This is a genomic window from Priestia sp. ST2, assembly GCF_055810735.1.
In genome coordinates this window covers 258,813-274,439 of the sequence record NZ_JBVVNT010000002.1, presented here as the reverse complement: position 1 = coordinate 274,439, position 15,627 = coordinate 258,813, and the positions used below count along the sequence as shown (strand labels likewise).

18 protein-coding genes are annotated in these 15,627 nt (G+C 37.3%); 5 read left to right on the top strand and 13 right to left on the bottom strand.

Going from position 1 to position 15,627, the window contains the following annotated elements; all coding sequences use genetic code 11:
• Positions 1 to 38 precede the first annotated feature (38 nt).
• The 4 genes from AC0KUU_RS07820 to AC0KUU_RS07805 all read right to left on the bottom strand — a co-directional run bounded on the left by AC0KUU_RS07820 (position 39) and on the right by AC0KUU_RS07805 (position 3,707).
• Entirely contained in the window at positions 39 to 1,256 is a 1,218-nt protein-coding gene (locus AC0KUU_RS07820; protein WP_162214314.1) for an MFS transporter, read from the bottom strand.
• Positions 1,256 to 1,795 carry an NADPH-dependent FMN reductase gene (locus tag AC0KUU_RS07815; RefSeq protein WP_043982775.1) on the bottom strand — a complete coding sequence of 180 codons (540 nt, stop codon included), beginning with the start codon at positions 1,793 to 1,795 and terminating at the stop codon, positions 1,256 to 1,258. Before AC0KUU_RS07815 ends, AC0KUU_RS07820 begins: the two co-directional genes overlap by 1 nt.
• Positions 1,796 to 1,934: 139 nt before the next feature.
• Complete coding sequence (locus AC0KUU_RS07810; RefSeq protein WP_162214315.1) at positions 1,935 to 2,573, bottom strand: response regulator; 639 nt, start codon at positions 2,571 to 2,573, stop codon at positions 1,935 to 1,937.
• A 15-nt stretch (positions 2,574 to 2,588) separates the two neighbouring features.
• On the bottom strand, positions 2,589 to 3,707 hold the full coding sequence (locus AC0KUU_RS07805; RefSeq protein WP_165575091.1) for a GAF domain-containing sensor histidine kinase: 1,119 nt from the start codon (positions 3,705 to 3,707) through the stop codon (positions 2,589 to 2,591).
• 336 nt (positions 3,708 to 4,043) lie between these two features.
• Here AC0KUU_RS07805 and AC0KUU_RS07800 point away from each other — a divergent pair, with 336 nt between their 5' ends.
• Entirely contained in the window at positions 4,044 to 4,382 is a 339-nt protein-coding gene (locus tag AC0KUU_RS07800; RefSeq protein WP_013083324.1) for a hypothetical protein, read from the top strand.
• A gap of 96 nt (positions 4,383 to 4,478) precedes the next feature.
• Positions 4,479 to 4,763, top strand: a complete 285-nt coding sequence (locus AC0KUU_RS07795; RefSeq protein WP_028408390.1) for a hypothetical protein — start codon at positions 4,479 to 4,481, stop codon at positions 4,761 to 4,763.
• Positions 4,764 to 4,807: 44 nt separating this feature from the next.
• Here AC0KUU_RS07795 and AC0KUU_RS07790 read toward each other — a convergent pair whose 3' ends face one another.
• Positions 4,808 to 5,365: a helix-turn-helix domain-containing protein gene (locus tag AC0KUU_RS07790; RefSeq protein ID WP_043982780.1), complete on the bottom strand. Its 558-nt coding sequence runs from the start codon at positions 5,363 to 5,365 to the stop codon at positions 4,808 to 4,810.
• Positions 5,366 to 5,465: 100 nt separating this feature from the next.
• Here AC0KUU_RS07790 and AC0KUU_RS07785 point away from each other — a divergent pair, with 100 nt between their 5' ends.
• Positions 5,466 to 6,443, top strand: a complete 978-nt coding sequence (locus tag AC0KUU_RS07785; RefSeq protein WP_043982781.1) for a DMT family transporter — start codon at positions 5,466 to 5,468, stop codon at positions 6,441 to 6,443.
• 46 nt (positions 6,444 to 6,489) lie between these two features.
• Here AC0KUU_RS07785 and AC0KUU_RS07780 read toward each other — a convergent pair whose 3' ends face one another.
• Positions 6,490 to 7,278, bottom strand: a complete 789-nt coding sequence (locus tag AC0KUU_RS07780; protein ID WP_043982782.1) for a DUF4240 domain-containing protein — start codon at positions 7,276 to 7,278, stop codon at positions 6,490 to 6,492.
• A gap of 366 nt (positions 7,279 to 7,644) precedes the next feature.
• Here AC0KUU_RS07780 and AC0KUU_RS07775 point away from each other — a divergent pair, with 366 nt between their 5' ends.
• Positions 7,645 to 8,073: a GNAT family N-acetyltransferase gene (locus AC0KUU_RS07775; protein ID WP_043982783.1), complete on the top strand. Its 429-nt coding sequence runs from the start codon at positions 7,645 to 7,647 to the stop codon at positions 8,071 to 8,073.
• Between the two features lie 67 nt (positions 8,074 to 8,140).
• Here AC0KUU_RS07775 and ilvD read toward each other — a convergent pair whose 3' ends face one another.
• Complete coding sequence (gene ilvD / locus AC0KUU_RS07770; protein ID WP_028408385.1) at positions 8,141 to 9,817, bottom strand: dihydroxy-acid dehydratase; 1,677 nt, start codon at positions 9,815 to 9,817, stop codon at positions 8,141 to 8,143.
• A 225-nt stretch (positions 9,818 to 10,042) separates the two neighbouring features.
• On the opposite strand from ilvD, the gene AC0KUU_RS07765 reads away from it, so the two are divergent.
• Positions 10,043 to 10,987 carry an alpha/beta hydrolase gene (locus AC0KUU_RS07765; RefSeq protein WP_097823301.1) on the top strand — a complete coding sequence of 315 codons (945 nt, stop codon included), beginning with the start codon at positions 10,043 to 10,045 and terminating at the stop codon, positions 10,985 to 10,987.
• Between the two features lie 18 nt (positions 10,988 to 11,005).
• On the opposite strand, the gene AC0KUU_RS07760 is transcribed toward AC0KUU_RS07765, so the two are convergent.
• The 6 genes from AC0KUU_RS07760 to AC0KUU_RS07735 form a co-directional block, all read right to left on the bottom strand.
• Positions 11,006 to 11,932, bottom strand: coding sequence for a manganese-dependent inorganic pyrophosphatase (locus AC0KUU_RS07760; RefSeq protein ID WP_014459925.1), 927 nt, complete (start codon positions 11,930 to 11,932; stop codon positions 11,006 to 11,008).
• 411 nt (positions 11,933 to 12,343) lie between these two features.
• On the bottom strand, positions 12,344 to 12,625 hold the full coding sequence (locus AC0KUU_RS07755) for a hypothetical protein (protein WP_043982786.1): 282 nt from the start codon (positions 12,623 to 12,625) through the stop codon (positions 12,344 to 12,346).
• A 137-nt stretch (positions 12,626 to 12,762) separates the two neighbouring features.
• On the bottom strand, positions 12,763 to 12,990 hold the full coding sequence (locus tag AC0KUU_RS07750) for a hypothetical protein (RefSeq protein WP_043982787.1): 228 nt from the start codon (positions 12,988 to 12,990) through the stop codon (positions 12,763 to 12,765).
• Between the two features lie 225 nt (positions 12,991 to 13,215).
• On the bottom strand, positions 13,216 to 14,289 hold the full coding sequence (locus tag AC0KUU_RS07745) for a branched-chain amino acid aminotransferase (RefSeq protein ID WP_028408381.1): 1,074 nt from the start codon (positions 14,287 to 14,289) through the stop codon (positions 13,216 to 13,218).
• Between the two features lie 219 nt (positions 14,290 to 14,508).
• Positions 14,509 to 14,994, bottom strand: coding sequence for a hypothetical protein (locus AC0KUU_RS07740; RefSeq protein ID WP_013057211.1), 486 nt, complete (start codon positions 14,992 to 14,994; stop codon positions 14,509 to 14,511).
• Positions 14,995 to 15,014: 20 nt separating this feature from the next.
• Positions 15,015 to 15,602, bottom strand: coding sequence for a lysophospholipid acyltransferase family protein (locus AC0KUU_RS07735; protein WP_280559685.1), 588 nt, complete (start codon positions 15,600 to 15,602; stop codon positions 15,015 to 15,017).
• Positions 15,603 to 15,627: the final 25 nt, after the last annotated feature.

The following is a 15,627-nucleotide window of genomic DNA, read 5'->3' as shown; positions in this document are numbered from 1 at the left end:
TTATTTGTCAATTCCTCTATTATAACATGCAACAGACATTATAAAACACTCTTAAGCAATGCGGACTGTTTTCGCTGTTTTCTTTTGTAGAGTATCCAACCTGCTCCAGCGGATGATAATAAAAGCAGGCTAAGGCCTAAAAAAGCCAGTCCTATACGATCGTTAGCCGTAACGTACGTAAAGAAGAAAATCAGTAAAATTCGAATACCTAACGTGATAAAGCGAAAAAAGCTGTCGACTCTTCCCACGATGATATTCGGTATTTTCTGCATCATAAACGTATTTCGAGCTACTCTTGTACCTGCATTTGCAAAAGCAAGAAGAAACACAATAGAAAAATAAACCGACAAAAGCTTCATAAAGAAGATGATAGATATTCCGAGTGCAAAAAGGCTTATATTCAGCATAATCGCTAGCTCTGTGCCTGTTCTTTTCATAATAGATACGATAAATACCCCTGCCGTTAACGCCCCGAAACCATATACAGCACTTTCAATCCCATATGCTGCTGGACTTGCGTTTAATTCTTGAGTCAGATAAATAGGAAATAAATAGTTCGTCATCATCACAGCGATGAAAGGCATAAAAGAAAGCAGTAAAAAAATAGAGACCGAGCGATTTTCTTTTATAAATGTTAACCCTTCTTTCATAGCAGTGTGTTTCTTGTCGTTTCGTTCCCTGTTTTGTTTATATGGAATACTCAATAGACAAAGAAATGCAGCTATATACGTAGCTGCATCGACTGTTAAAATCCATTGAAGCGACCAACGAGTAATGACTAGACTCGCCAAAGCTCCTGCAAGCATACTCGATAGCTGCCCTTGTATTTCCATGATACTGTTTAATGATTGAAACGCGTCTTTTGAAAAAACTTCTTGATTTAACGCGAAAATCGTTGGATAAAAAAACGTGTAGTAAAGGTTTCCAGTTCCGTACAAAATGACGTAGTGAATCGTTGAATAGTCTGTAACAAAACCGACGATTACAAATAACATGACCGTGATAAAACCTGTCAATTCTACGGTTAACAGCAGTTTCTTTCGTGACATTCGATCAATAAGAACGCCGATATACGGAGTAGCCATAAAGCTAATCACCGTCATAATCAGCATAATCGTACCAAATAGTCTATTTCCATTTGGAGATGCAACTAACAGTAAAGGAATGGCAAGCATCGTAATACCGGAGCCGATAGAGGATAAAACATTAGCAGCTACTACGGCCTGAAAGCGCCGGTCTTTGTAAAGCGCCTTCATCAAACATTTTGCTTAGCTTCTAAAATTTGCTTAGACACTTGTGTATACAGAGTCAGCTCATTAACTAATTCATGAATTCCGTCAGCTGCGTTTTTTCGTAAAGTCCCTTTTTCCACGATGTCTGCAGGGTCTAATACCAACTGCTTAGATAGAACATTCGCATACAAGGCGCGTGTAACGGTTCTAAGGTTATTTAAAGCATTAATGCCTCCTTTTCCTCCTCCTGATACTGCTAAAAGTGCTACGGGCTTATGCGCAAAATACGCACTGTTTAAGAAGTCAAACGCGTTTTTTAACGCTCCGCTCATAGCTCCGTGGTACTCGGGCGTCGCAAGTAAAATACCATCCGCTTTTTCTATTTTTTCAATTAGCTCTTGTACTTCTTCTGTTTCATACTGATGAGGTTCACCTGTGAATATAGGAAGCGATAATTGGCTTAAATCTAAAAAAGCACTTTGATAGCTTTTGTGAAGCTCTCTCGTCACTTGTGTTGTTCGACCTGTTTCTCTGGGACTTCCATTGATAATAAGTATGTTCATGCTTATCTACTCCTCTGTCGTTTGGTTATATGTATAGTATAGGGATGGTTGAACTTTTTTTCGTCATGCTATTGGTAGAAAGAAAGCTACCAATATAGACGGAGAAGCACAGAGAAAAACCTACAACTAAAGTCGTAGGTTAGGAAATTCCGTGCTGAACAGCATATAGAGCAGCTTGCGTGCGGTCTTGAACCCCAAGCTTGGATAAAATATTAGACACATGTGTTTTTACTGTTTTTTCTGTAATATGTAAGGCAGCACCGATTTCTTTGTTGCTTTTTCCTTTTGCAATTTCTTTTAATACGTCTTTTTCTCGTTTTGTTAAGTGATCAATAAAATTGACTTTCTTTTCGCTGCTTTTGGTTAACCGTGTTAGCAAGTGTGTGGTGACTTTTGGATGAAGCTGATTTTCTCCATTCATTAGCTTTCGAATAGCGGCTACAAGTTCATCGGGGTCACTTTCTTTTAGCTGATAGCCTGAAGCTCCAGCTTCTAATGCCGGTATCACATGGTCTTGATCCGAAAAGCTTGTTAAAATCATGACTTGTATATGCGGTGCTTGTTTTTTTAATTCTTTTGTTGCTTCGATTCCGTCGAGAACCGGCATCGATAAATCCATTAACACAATGTGTGGTTCTAGGGATATTGCTAACTTTAAAGCTTCCTCTCCGTTAGAAGCTTCTCCTACAATTTCTAAGTCTGGCTGCGTCTGTAAGAAAAAAACAAGCCCTTTTCGGACAACGTGGTGATCATCTGCGATTAGAATCTTTATTTTCATATGCGCTCCTTTCTGTTATGAAAGAGGAATAGATACTTCCACAACCGTTCCGTTTCCTATGCTGCTTGTAACAGATAGATTGCCATTTAATCTGTTTATTCGCTCCTGCATGGTTTTTAACCCAAGCGTCGGCAATTCTGCTGAAGCGCTATATATAAATCCATTGCCGCTATCTTGAATTTTCATACTTACTTGTTCTTTGCTTATACTTACGTTTAAATGTACCTCTGCCGTACCCGCATGCTTTCGGCAATTATTAAAAGCTTCTTGCCCGACTCTCCACAGTGTCTCTTCAATCACAGCAGGCAAAACAGACACTCCTTTAATTTGTTCTTTTACGTTAAGCCCTAGCATTTGACCATAGCTTTTTAACGCGCTGACAATGCCGTTTTCTAATCCTTGAGGACGAAGCTGCCAAATTAATGCTTTCATTTCCACTTGGGCATGCTGAGCGGTTTCTTGGATTAAGGAAAAAGTCTCTTTTAACTGTACATCTTTTGCTAAGCTGCTTCCGGCTTTGGCTGTGACATTAATCGAAAACAACAGCTGATTAACAGAATCGTGAAGATCTTTGGCCAGTCTGTTTCTTTCTTCAATAAGTTTTACCTCTTGCTGAGATTGAGTCAGCTTAATCCGCTTGATAGCCGTGCCAATTTGAAGAGCGACGGATCCTAATAAATCAAGCTCTCGCTGTTCAAAATGAATTTTATGAGGGGCAGCTACATTTAATAATCCAAAGCGCTCATCTCCTGCTTGTAAAGGAACCGTTGCGTGATGGGTAATGTCGTGTGTATCTCCCCACTCATAAGTGACGGAATCTTCAAGTCTCTTGCACTCCATAATATTAGACGCTTTTTGAAGCCGGCCATCCATATATCGATCAACACACCAGCAGCTTCCGTTACACATAGGCTGAGCGGTTTTATTTAATAAAGCTGGCGGCAAATGCTGAGCGGCAATCATCTCATGTTTTCCATTTTCATCAATAAAAAAGATCCATCCTGTATGTAAATCTGTTATTTGTAGCAGTTTTAAAAGAGCGTCGTGAAGCATTGTATGTAAATTAGTGCCTTCATTTAAAATCTCGGCAATGTCTTTTAAAATCTTAAGCTCTGAAATATGATCTTTTTCCATAGCCTCTCTCCTATATGATGTATTTTCCATTTTTTATTTTATCACAATTAAAGACGATTCCGGCTAATAGGACGTTATTTTTAAGGTGTTTCCGCTTAGGTATGCAAGAGTTTTTGACATCAATAATAAAAATCCCAAAAAGTATGTCAGGTAGTTTAACAAGTAGCTAGAGTCTTTACGTAAAACGAACTATACTACAGATAATTCACGTAAGAAAAGAAAAAACGAAAGGAAATGAGAAGAAAAAAATATTAAAATTAATACATTGAAAACGCTTCCAAATATGAAGGCATAGTGCTATTATATAATTATTAACAGAATAGGGATGTGAGAAAGATGAATAAATTATTTTTAGAAGAGTTACGATACATTATCTTGTGTGAAGTGCCTATGACAAAGTACCGAGTAGAGCAGCTGCAAGACAAATTTGATCAAAGCCCATACTTAATTAATGAACTTTATCAACTCCTATTCGAAAAGCGTCACATTTTAGCTTTTGTTGATGATATTGAATCATCCCTGTATGACTATATTGTGAATAAAGAAATGATGGATGCTAAAACGTATTATGGAGCTATTACACATGTAGCAAATCTTTTCAGCGAAACGCCTACATATATAAAATGCAAAATAAAAAAATATAGAGAGTCTTCGATTTCAAGTATCAGTGCCTAAAAATTGCGCACAGCTGATTCAAATAAAAAGCAAAAAAAGAAATCCTAGCACAAGGGTTTCTTTTTTGTACCACTAACATATAGGGAGGAAAATAAGATGAAGACATTTTTTATCACGAATCGCTATTCGTTTCTTGAAACGCAAGTAAATGAATACATGCAATCTTTACTGGTGAAAACGCCTGAACAAGTTATTTTATATTTCGAAAGACAAATTCGAAAGTATAAAGTATATTTACAGAAAAAACATCATTATCCAGAGTGTATGGTTCAATCTATCCACCGTTTAATTGAAGAATATTCATTAAGTATCATTAAAGTGAAAAAATATATTAGCTACCAAAACAAGCTGATGAATAAACAGCTATTAGAGCCGCAGTAAAACGAATCATTTTTTATGGTTCGTTTTACTGCGGCTCTGCCGTTTTACGCCTCATATTTTAGCAGTAAATGCAGAACAGCGGGACGTTCTTCAAGATTTTTGTATGAGTGTACATGACTTCCTTCAAATTTTATAGAGTCAAATTGTTTTAGTTCGTATAGCTCTTCTTCTATTTTCATTTCAATTCTGCCTTCCATTACCGTTGCTACTTCAATTAATCCTTTATGATGAGGTTCGGGATAGTATGTAGCGAGAGGAGAAAGAAAGGCTCGGTACATTTCAATAGTTGAATCTATTTGATTTTGAAAAATAAATTCTACTTTCCACGCTTCGTCCGGTCCTTTGAGAGAAAAACCTTCTCCGCACTTAGATACAGCCACTGAAGGTTCAACTGACACTAATTTAGTTAAAGGGATATTTAAACCTGTTGTTATTTTCCACATTACTCCTAGGGTTGGATTAGTCTCCCCTCTTTCAATTTTCCCTAACGTGAGTTTGCTGACTCCCGTCCTATCTGCTAATTCATCGAGTGTGAATTCTCGCTGTGTTCTTATTTTTCTAAGCTCGTTGCCTACCTTTTTCATCATTTCTTCTGAATGCATTTTTTTCTTCCTTTCTTTTTTATATTATGATACACTTTTTTTGTATATAAGTATACTATAATATACATTTAGGTATTTTTATTAATTAGGAGGAAAAAGTATGAAAGCAATTTTATGGGGGCTTCTCTCGTCTATGTTCTTTTCTGCTACATTTATTGTGAATCGTGCCATGAATGTATCTGGAACAAGCTGGGCTTGGACAGCATCTCTTCGTTTTTTATTAGCACTACCTATTTTACTCATTTTAGTACTTGTACAAAAGAAGTTTACACCATTATGGATGGAAATGAAAAAGCATCCTTTCGCTTGGTTAGGCTGGGGAACTCTTGCAGGAATTGGATTTTATTCATTATTAAGTTTTTCTTCACTTTTTGGACCGTCATGGCTTATAGCTGGAACGTGGCAAGTAACGATCTTGGCAGGTGCGCTCATTTCTCCACTTTTCTATGTAACGATTCAAACTGCAGACGGAAACAAAAAAGTAAGAGGAAACATTCCACTCAAAACGCTTGGTATTTCAACATTTATTTTAGTGGGCGTGATTCTCATGCAAGTTAAAGAAGCTGAAAACATCACGCTTTCACAGTTTGTGTTGGGTTTTCTCCCTGTCGTCATGGCTGCTTTTTTATATCCGCTTGGAAATCGAAAAATGATGGAAGTCTGCAAAGGAAAATTAGATACATTTCAACGTGTTTTAGGTATGGCTATCGGCAGTATACCGCTAAGTATCATCTATGCGATATATGGATTTTATACAACTGGTATGCCAACAGCTCCTCAATTTTCGCAAGCTTTTATATTAGCGATGAGTTCAGGTGTAATTGCGACGATGACTTTCTTTCACGCAACAGACTTGGCAAAAGAAAATTTAGCTTTGCTTGGAGCGGTTGAAGCAACTCAATCGGGCAGCATGATTTTTACCGTTCTTGGCGAAGTGTTTCTATTAAATGGGCGTATGCCAACAGGGATCGCGTTAGCTGGTATGATGATAATTGTAATCGGAATGATCATAAATAGTATGTTAAACAAAAAAACAAAACTATCTCAGACCGCGCCGTCACCCACTCTATCAAAATAAGAAAAGAAGAGATGAAACTCTGTATATAGAGTTTCATCTCTTCTTTTTAGTATTCGAGGTGATTGTTCCAATAGCGACTCCACAGCACAGGGAATCGCATCTGTAAACCGTCCTCATCATCTTCATCCCAATCAAGATCCAAATCTTGCTCATCGTACCATATTGGGTCAAACTGGTCATATTTATCGTAATAATAATCGTTATCTAAACCTGTCTTTTCTTCATAAGCTTCACACGCTACAGCAAGTAATTCTTCTAATTGAGGAGCATAGCCTTCTGCTTCTAGTGGTTGAAGAACAGAAATCATCGTCTCAGGAGATTCAATTGCTTTATAATAAATGTCTTTTCCTTGATATAAAAGCCAGGCTCTAAAATAATCAAAACAATCATCTGAACAACCGCCCATTACAATATAAGCTGCTGCCCACAATGAAGAAGTATAGGATTGATCAAAATGCTGATTTAATAGCTGATCAAAGCGGAAAATGTCTTTTTCAGAACGCTTTGCTAGCGTGGAGCGGAGCCATTCCATTTGCTCGTCGACATCTAATTTTGTCTTCGCCTTTTTTATCAGTTCCCAAAAGAGAGTCTCTGACATCGTACTGTCTTTCATTACTTGCATTGAACAAGTTAAAGGCTTATACCCTTTCTGCAATTTTGCACGAATCAGCTTTTCAGCTTCCGCTTCACAAGCTTCTGCGGAAGCAAACTCTTTCACCTGCATGCGACCGGCTGTATCAACTTTTCCAAAGTGAATGATTAACTTGCTGTCTCTTCTTTCAACTTTCCAAAATTTATTCGATTGCTCATCTTTATACACTAAGGTTATTTGCATGATACATTCCCCTTTTTCATCCTACTACTATTGTGAATATTTCTCTTTTTACAAGTTATGTAGAGCCATGGCGCTTCATAATACATTTTCTTTCCTTTTGTAACATGTTCCAGTTGATTTTAATTCTTTCTAAAGTTTGTTAAAAGCTGAAGGACTATTTTTTGAGCACACTCCGCTCAGCATTTAAATTTAATGCTACTGATACAGTTCAAACAGCGAGAAATTAAAACATCATGTATGTAATATTTCACTTGTTTGTTTTTTGTTGCATTTACAACATTTTGTTTTTCCTTTATACTCTTTTATATCAGATATCTTTATTATACAAAAAAGAATCATAAATTCGCAGCAAAGGAAGGATTTTCGATGGAAATTAAGCAAGTTACAACAAAAGAGCAGCTTGAAGAAGTATTTCATATACGTAAAACAGTGTTTGTTGAAGAACAAGGCGTGCCATTAAAAGATGAATTTGATGAACATGAGAAAACGGCAAAACATATATTGATTTACTATAACAATGAACCATCAGCTTCTGGTAGATTCCGCATAGTAGACGATTACGCCAAAATAGAGCGGATATGCGTATTAAAGGAATTTAGAAAATACGGGCTCGGAAAAGAAGTGGTGGCTAGCTTAGAAGAAGCAGCGAAAAAAGAAGGATTAACTCAAGCTAAGCTTCACGGTCAAGTTCAGGCTGAACCTTTTTATCATAAATTAGGCTATAAGACGGTTTCAGATGTCTTTATGGAAGACGGTATTCCACACGTTATTATGAAAAAAGAATTTTCGTGTTAAAAATGCTTCTTTGCACAGTTACTTTAATAAAGAAAAAGGCTCTCAGCAGAGAGCCTTTTTTGTACTATTAGATTTTCATAATTCCGCCCGTGCTTGCAGAAGTTACAAGTTTAGAATATCTTGCAAGATAGCCTTTTTTCACTTTCGGCTCAAAGCCTTTCCAGTTTGCTTTTCGTTCTGCCCAAACATCTGGAGAAACTTGAACATTCATCGAACGATCTTCAATGTCAATCACGATGTGGTCGCCATCTTCGACAAATGCTAGCGGTCCGCCTTCAGCAGCTTCTGGAGACGCGTGGCCAATTGATAATCCACGGGAAGCCCCAGAGAAGCGTCCGTCCGTTAATAGCGCTACTTTTGCGCCTAGTCCCATTCCCATAATTTGAGAAGTTGGAGCTAGCATTTCAGGCATTCCCGGTCCGCCTTTTGGTCCTTCATAACGAATGACTACGACATGTCCTTCTTTTACTTTTCCGTTAGCAATACCGTGCAGCGCCTCATCTTGAGACTCAAATACAATTGCTGGTCCTTCGTGGCGAGTAATGCCGTCTTGAACACCGCCTGTTTTAATGATCGCGCCGTCTGGAGCTAAGTTGCCAAACAATACAGCAAGTCCGCCTTTTTCTGTGAAAGGCTTATCGATTGGATGAATAACGTTATAGTCTTTTACATCGCACCCAGCAATGTTTTCACCTAGCGTTTTTCCAGTAACCGTCATCGTATCTAAATGAAGAGCTCCTTCTTTTTTAGATAGCTCGTTTAAAGCAGCCGATACGCCTCCTGCTTCATGTAAGTCTTCAATAAATACATCCGAAGCCGGAGCCAGTTTTGCCAAGTGAGGCACGCGTTCTGCTACTTCATTAATACGCTCTAATGGATACTCAATTTCAGCTTCATTCGCAAGAGCTAGCGTATGAAGAACTGTATTTGTAGAACCGCCTAATGCCATATCTAAAGCAAATGCGTTGTCGATTGCTTTTTCTGTTACGATATCACGTGGTTTTAAATCTAATTTAATTAATTCCATAAGCTGTTTAGCTGATTTTTTAACAAATTCTCTACGTTCAGGAGCAACTGCTAAGATTGTACCATTTCCAGGTAAAGCAAGTCCTAACGCTTCAGCTAAGCAGTTCATTGAGTTCGCTGTAAACATTCCTGAACAAGATCCGCATGTCGGACAGCCGAATTGTTCTAATTCAAGCAATCCTTTATCATCAAGTTTACCCGCTTGATGAGCTCCTACGCCTTCAAATACTGAAGAAAGAGAAATCTTACGACCGTCGCTCGTTACGCCAGCCTTCATTGGTCCGCCGCTAACAAAAACTGTCGGAATATTCAGACGTAATGAAGCCATTAACATCCCAGGCGTGATTTTATCACAGTTTGGAATACATACCATTCCATCAAACCAGTGAGCAGATACTACCGTTTCAACTGAGTCAGCAATGATTTCACGACTTGGTAATGAATAGCGCATACCGATATGTCCCATCGCAATACCGTCATCTACACCGATAGTGTTCATTTCAAAAGGTACGCCACCAGCTTCGCGAATCGCATCTTTTACGATTTTACCAAACTCTTGTAAGTGAACATGACCTGGTACAATATCAATATATGAATTGACAACCGCAATAAACGGTTTGCCGAAATCCTCTTCTTTTACACCAGCTGCACGCAGTAGGCTGCGGTGCGGTGCTCTGTCGAATCCTTTTTTGATCATGTTACTTCTTAATTCTGCCACAATAATTCCCTCCGTATTCATCTAACCTATTAAAAACTGAATCTTTTTAAATTGTTTAATAATTTTTAATATAAATACTAATTTAACAAATCACATAATGGTTTGTAAAGGTTTATGACAAAATAATCATTTTTTATTTCAAAATAGTAAAATCACCTGCATAAATTAGTATAATATATACATATATCCCTTATTTTACAGGAAAGCAGAAGGTGGATGCTGAGCATGAAACAATCCTTTTACTACAGAGGTCATCAGGAAAAAGAAATATTTGCACAAAAATGGGATGTTGAAAACAATTCTGCAAAAGGCGTTGTTCAAATAGCCCATGGGATGGCCGAACATATTGGACGCTACGAATACTTTGCTAGTGTATTAACTCAACATGGCTACATCGTATATGGAAATGATCACCGCGGTCACGGTCAAACAGCTTTAAAAGATGAAGAAAAGCGTTTTTTTGCTGAAGAAAATGGTTTTGACACCGTAGTTTACGACATGATTGCTCTGACTAAGCACATTTCAACGGAACATTCCGGCTTACCAATATTTCTTTTCGGTCACAGCATGGGTTCTTTTCTAACGAGAAGATATATTCAATTGAATACAGAGCACATTCATGGTGTGATGCTCTCAGGTACTGGCAGCATTCCTTCCCTTTCACTGAAGGGCGGCATATTAGCTGCGAAAATAGAGAAAAAAAGAAAAGGATTACGATCTGCTAGTCCATTGCTTGATAAACTTTCTTTTGGACAGTATAACAAATCCTTTCATCCTGCTCGAACACCTTTTGATTGGTTAAGTCAAGATAATGAGGCTGTAGATTTATATGTAAATGACCCTTACTGCGGAGGAGTTTTCACAGCGGGATTTTTCTATGACTTATTAACAGGAATCAAACAAATCTCTAACTTAGCTAATATAAAGCTAGTACCATCAAACCTGCCTGTTTATTTAATATCTGGAGAACATGATCCAGTAGGCAGCTATACAAAAGGGGTACTCAAAGTATATAACGACTTTAAAAAAGCCGGATTGCAGGACGTAAGCTACCGCTTTTTTACACAGTGCCGTCATGAGTTGCTTAATGAATTAATTAAAGATGAAGTGATAGAAGATATACTAAATTGGCTTGACGTGCATATGGACAAAAAAACGGTTCGTGTTTAGACACGAACCGTTTTTTTATTAAGCAAATACAGATGTTAATACAGGAACTACTTGCTTTTTACGTGATACAACGCCTTCTAAGACAGCTGTATTGTTTTCAAGCGTTACGTTGTATGCTTCTTCTACTTTTGAAGCAGCAGAACCTAGTGCTAATGCAGTAGAGTTGCTGTTTAAAATATCTGTAACAACTAAAAGGAATAATTGTAATCCTTTTTCTTCGATTGTTTTAGTAATAGCTTCTTCCAATTCAACTTTGCGCACTAAAACGTCGTTTACATCAATTGCATTCACTTGTGCAATTTCTACTTTACTTGTACCCATGCTGAATTCTTTAGCATCTAATGAAATTAATTGTGAAGCTGTTTTATCGCCTAAGTCAGCTCCAGCTTTCAGCATTGCTAATCCGTATTCTTCTGCATCTACACCTGCAATTTCCGCTAATTCTTTAGCAGCTGCAACGTCTTGGTCTGTGCAAGTTGGTGATTTGAATAATAAAGAATCAGAAATGATAGCTGATAGCATAAGACCTGCGATGTTAGGTTCAATTTCTACGCCGTTTTCTTTATACATCTTGTTTAAGATCGTTGCCGTACATCCAACTGGCTCTGCACGATAGTATAAAGGATCTGCTGTTTCAAAGTTAGCAATACGGTGATGATCAATTACTTCAAGCACACGAACTTGATCAATATCGTTTGCACTTTGCTGGCGTTCGTTGTGGTCCACTAAAATAACTTCATTTGTTTCTTTAGATACTTCATCAACGAAACGTGGTAGTTCAGCGTTGAACTTTTCAAGAGCAAATTGCGTTTCACCGTTAATATCGCCTAATCGAATTGGTTCAGCGTCTACACCTAATTTATTCTTTAAATCAGCGTATGCAATTGCAGAACAGATTGTATCTGTGTCAGGATTTTTATGTCCAAAAATTAACGTCTTTGCCATCTTAAATCTCTCTCCTTCTTACGTATGTAAATAGCATTCTTGCGTAAAGTTAGTTAATTCGTTCACGCAACATTGCCATTTTAACATAAACTTTTACATTATTTTAATTTTTTTGCGAAAAATGATGTTCATCCGCAGATATTTTGCCATTTTGTATCTTTTTCATAGTAAAAACACCTCTATTTCCGATATAAATAGAGGGTTTTATAGGTTCATTATATAAAAATTAGTGATAAAACACAACCCGTCTCTTCATCACTTGATAGCTAACTTAAACGCAGTATCTTGCCAATTTTTATAAAGAAAAAGTAAGGAAGCAGTGACTATTATTAAAGAGAATATGTATTATTTTGCCCTTGTTTATATAAAATAACCCAAAAAAGCCCCCTTGTTAAAGGGTGCTTTTTTGGGTTATCGTCGCAGTGTAAAGTTGAAATGTTCATTTACTTTTGCTCCTAGCTCTTCAAGAAACTGCTGAGCAGTCATTTCCTCTACGCTTTGAGTATACCAAGCAAGCTGAGATTTTTTATGAACATTGTTGTAATATACATCTCTTGACCAATATGTTTTTGATCGGTATGTATAATTAAAGTGAATGAATAGTTCATTCCCGTCTGGACACTGCAACAATACGCGGTAATGTGGATTACGACGATTTTTATCTAAACTCATTTCTTTGATCTGCGCTAACATTATTCACCTCTAAAACCATTACTTAATCATTTAAAGGTAAATGCCATACCACGCTATATCCTAGCTCTGCCATCAACTAGAAAATCATATATTTTCTAAAATTCTACACGATATAGGACAAAAGAGGAAGAGATAATTTATTGATGGACGTGTAAAGTTTCATATAAATCTTTTAGCTGCTCAGGGTATTGAGACCTTACGTAATAACCCGTAGGATGGTGCTCGATTAAATGAGAAGCAAACAAATAGCCGATGAGCACGTGCATTTGTTCATCTGAGGTTTCTTGGTTTAATTCTCTTTTGAGTCGTTCAGCTAAGTGTGAAGCCAGCTGTTTAATTTTTTCATCATGTGATAAAAAAAGCATCTTGTTCTCCCCCTTATAACGAATAAGTAATGCTGTAAATTTCAATAAAGACAAAGTATTGCTTTTATAAGGATAATTATATTTTATTTTACAATAAAAGTATATAAACAGTTCTAAATATTCAAAAAATAACTTGTTTCTTTTGGACTATTCGGCAACAAACAAAAAAAAGAAGCGGGAGCTGTCCCGCTTCTTTAACGTAAAAAGATATTCGATTGCCGAAATTTATTCTACTTCTACTGCCCAGCCGAATGGATCTTCCACTGTACCATTTTGAATACCTGTTAGAGTGTCATACAGTTTTTGTGATACTTCTCCTGTGTTTCCATCGTTAATGACCATTTTCTCGTTATTCCAAAATAGTTCGCCAATTGGAGAAATAACTGCAGCTGTACCTGTTCCAAATGCCTCTTCTAGTTTGCCTTCGGAATAAGCTTGCTTAATTTCTTCCATAGAAATACGGCGCTCAGTTACAGGCATATCCCAGTGTTTTAGCAGCTCAATGATAGATTTACGCGTAATTCCTTCCAAAATGCTTCCGTTCACAGATGGCGTTACTACTTCTCCATCGATTTTGAAGAAAATATTCATGCTTCCTACTTCTTCAATGTATTTGCGTTCAACGCCGTCTAACCACAGTACTTGTGAATAGCCTTTTGAGTCAGAAAGCTGCTGAGCTTTTAAGCTTGAAGCATAGTTTCCGCCTGTTTTAGCTGTTCCTGTCCCTCCGGCTACAGCACGAACAAATTCGCTTTCAACCGCGATTTTTACAGGAGCAATCCCTTCTTTGTAATATGAACCAACTGGAGAAAGAATAATGATAAATTGATAGCGGTCAGATGGTGCTACTCCTAAGTAAGGCTCTGTTGCGATGACAAATGGGCGAATGTATAATGATGTACCTTCAGCAGTAGGAATCCATTCGCGGTCAATTTTAATCAGCTGCTTTAACGCTTCTAGCGCTAAGTCTTCATCAACATGAGGAATACAAAGACGATCGTTTGATTTATTTAAACGTTTGAAGTTCTCATCTGGTCTAAATAATAATACTTGCTCTTTTTTTGTTACATATGCTTTTAGTCCTTCAAAAACAGACTGCCCGTAATGAAAGATCATGGATGCCGGATCTAATGTGATAGGTTGATAAGGTACAATACGAGCATCGTGCCATCCTTGGCCTTCTGTATAATCCATAATGAACATATGGTCCGTGAAGATTTTCCCGAATTGCAATTGATCAGATTGCGGCTTTTCTTTTTTTGTTTGACTTAGTGTTACATCGATTGAATAAGTTGTCATAGTTGTTTCTCCTTGCTCTTTATATTTACGGGTTTTTCGCTTAAACCTCTATATAAGTTACATTGTACAACTTTAGGGAAGCGTGTCACAATAGTTAGAGACGAAAAATTCTAAAAATTTTATAAAAATTATAAAGAAATAGCACCTAATCGAATTAAGTGCTGAATTGAAAAGGTTTTCTTTCTAAAAAAACTATTTCTACATTTTATTTACAACCATTTATAAACCAATTTTCACTCGAAGCTTTTCATCTTGTATTGAAAATTGTTTGATTTTCCCTACTGGAATGACCTTGACTTTATCAATTTCATTGAGATTGATATGAATTTGTTTTTCTTCATACGTAGTAACAGGCGGCTTGTGAAAAATTCGATAGTTGATCCAATTTTGATTAAGAGGTTTCATTTCATGGATTTTGAATAGAAGCGTACGTTCTTTTGCCTCAAGAGGTTCTAGCACAATGGAAAATGGAATTCTCACTAGAAATTTTTTAATAATTCCATTCACGTGAATATAGGAGTCTTGAAATGAAATAGAAAATTGCTGAATTTGATCTTGCTTTGTCATTTGCTTTTGAAAAATTCGCATGAGCATAGAAGCGGATATAGGAACGGTTACCCCGCTTTCAGCCATCTTTTCTTTCATTTTTGCCTGCACATCATCACTAATTACATCGTTTAGCTTTCTCTGTACCCAATCCTTCATGGTGCACCTCCGCTATGAAGTTATCTTGCTGTTTCCTCTAACGCACGAATTGAAGATGTTAAATGGTTTGACACGTCGGCAAGGCGATCTTTTGTCAGTTTATCTTCTCCAAGGTAGATAGGTTTTCCAAAGGAGATAACAATAGGACCCTTCGAAAATAGTTCTTTTACATTGGCAGGTCCTTTGTAAACTGCGGGTACAATAGGAACCTTTGCTATGCTCGCTATAGTGACTGCTCCTTTTTTTAAGGGGACGTCTTCCTCTGTTCGCGTGCCACTAGGGAAAATCCCGACGATATGTCCTTCTTTTGCTAATTTAATAGGTATTTTAATGCTGCTGGGTCCCGGGTTGTTACGATCTACTGGGAATGCGTTGAGTTTTTTTAATACATTACTAGTGAGTATATGATTAAAAAGCTCCTTTTTTGCCATAAAATGAATTTGGTGAGGCAAAACAGCCGCACCAAGCGCTACAACGTCTACCCATCCCTTATGCGAACAAGCAATCACAAAGCCTGTATCCGCTGGCAGATACTCTCTGTTTCTTACGTGAAGCTTCCCTCTCCTTTTTAATAAAAATTTACATGCGTGAGCCGCAAGATTATACATAAACATTTCCTCTTCCCTCTATTGT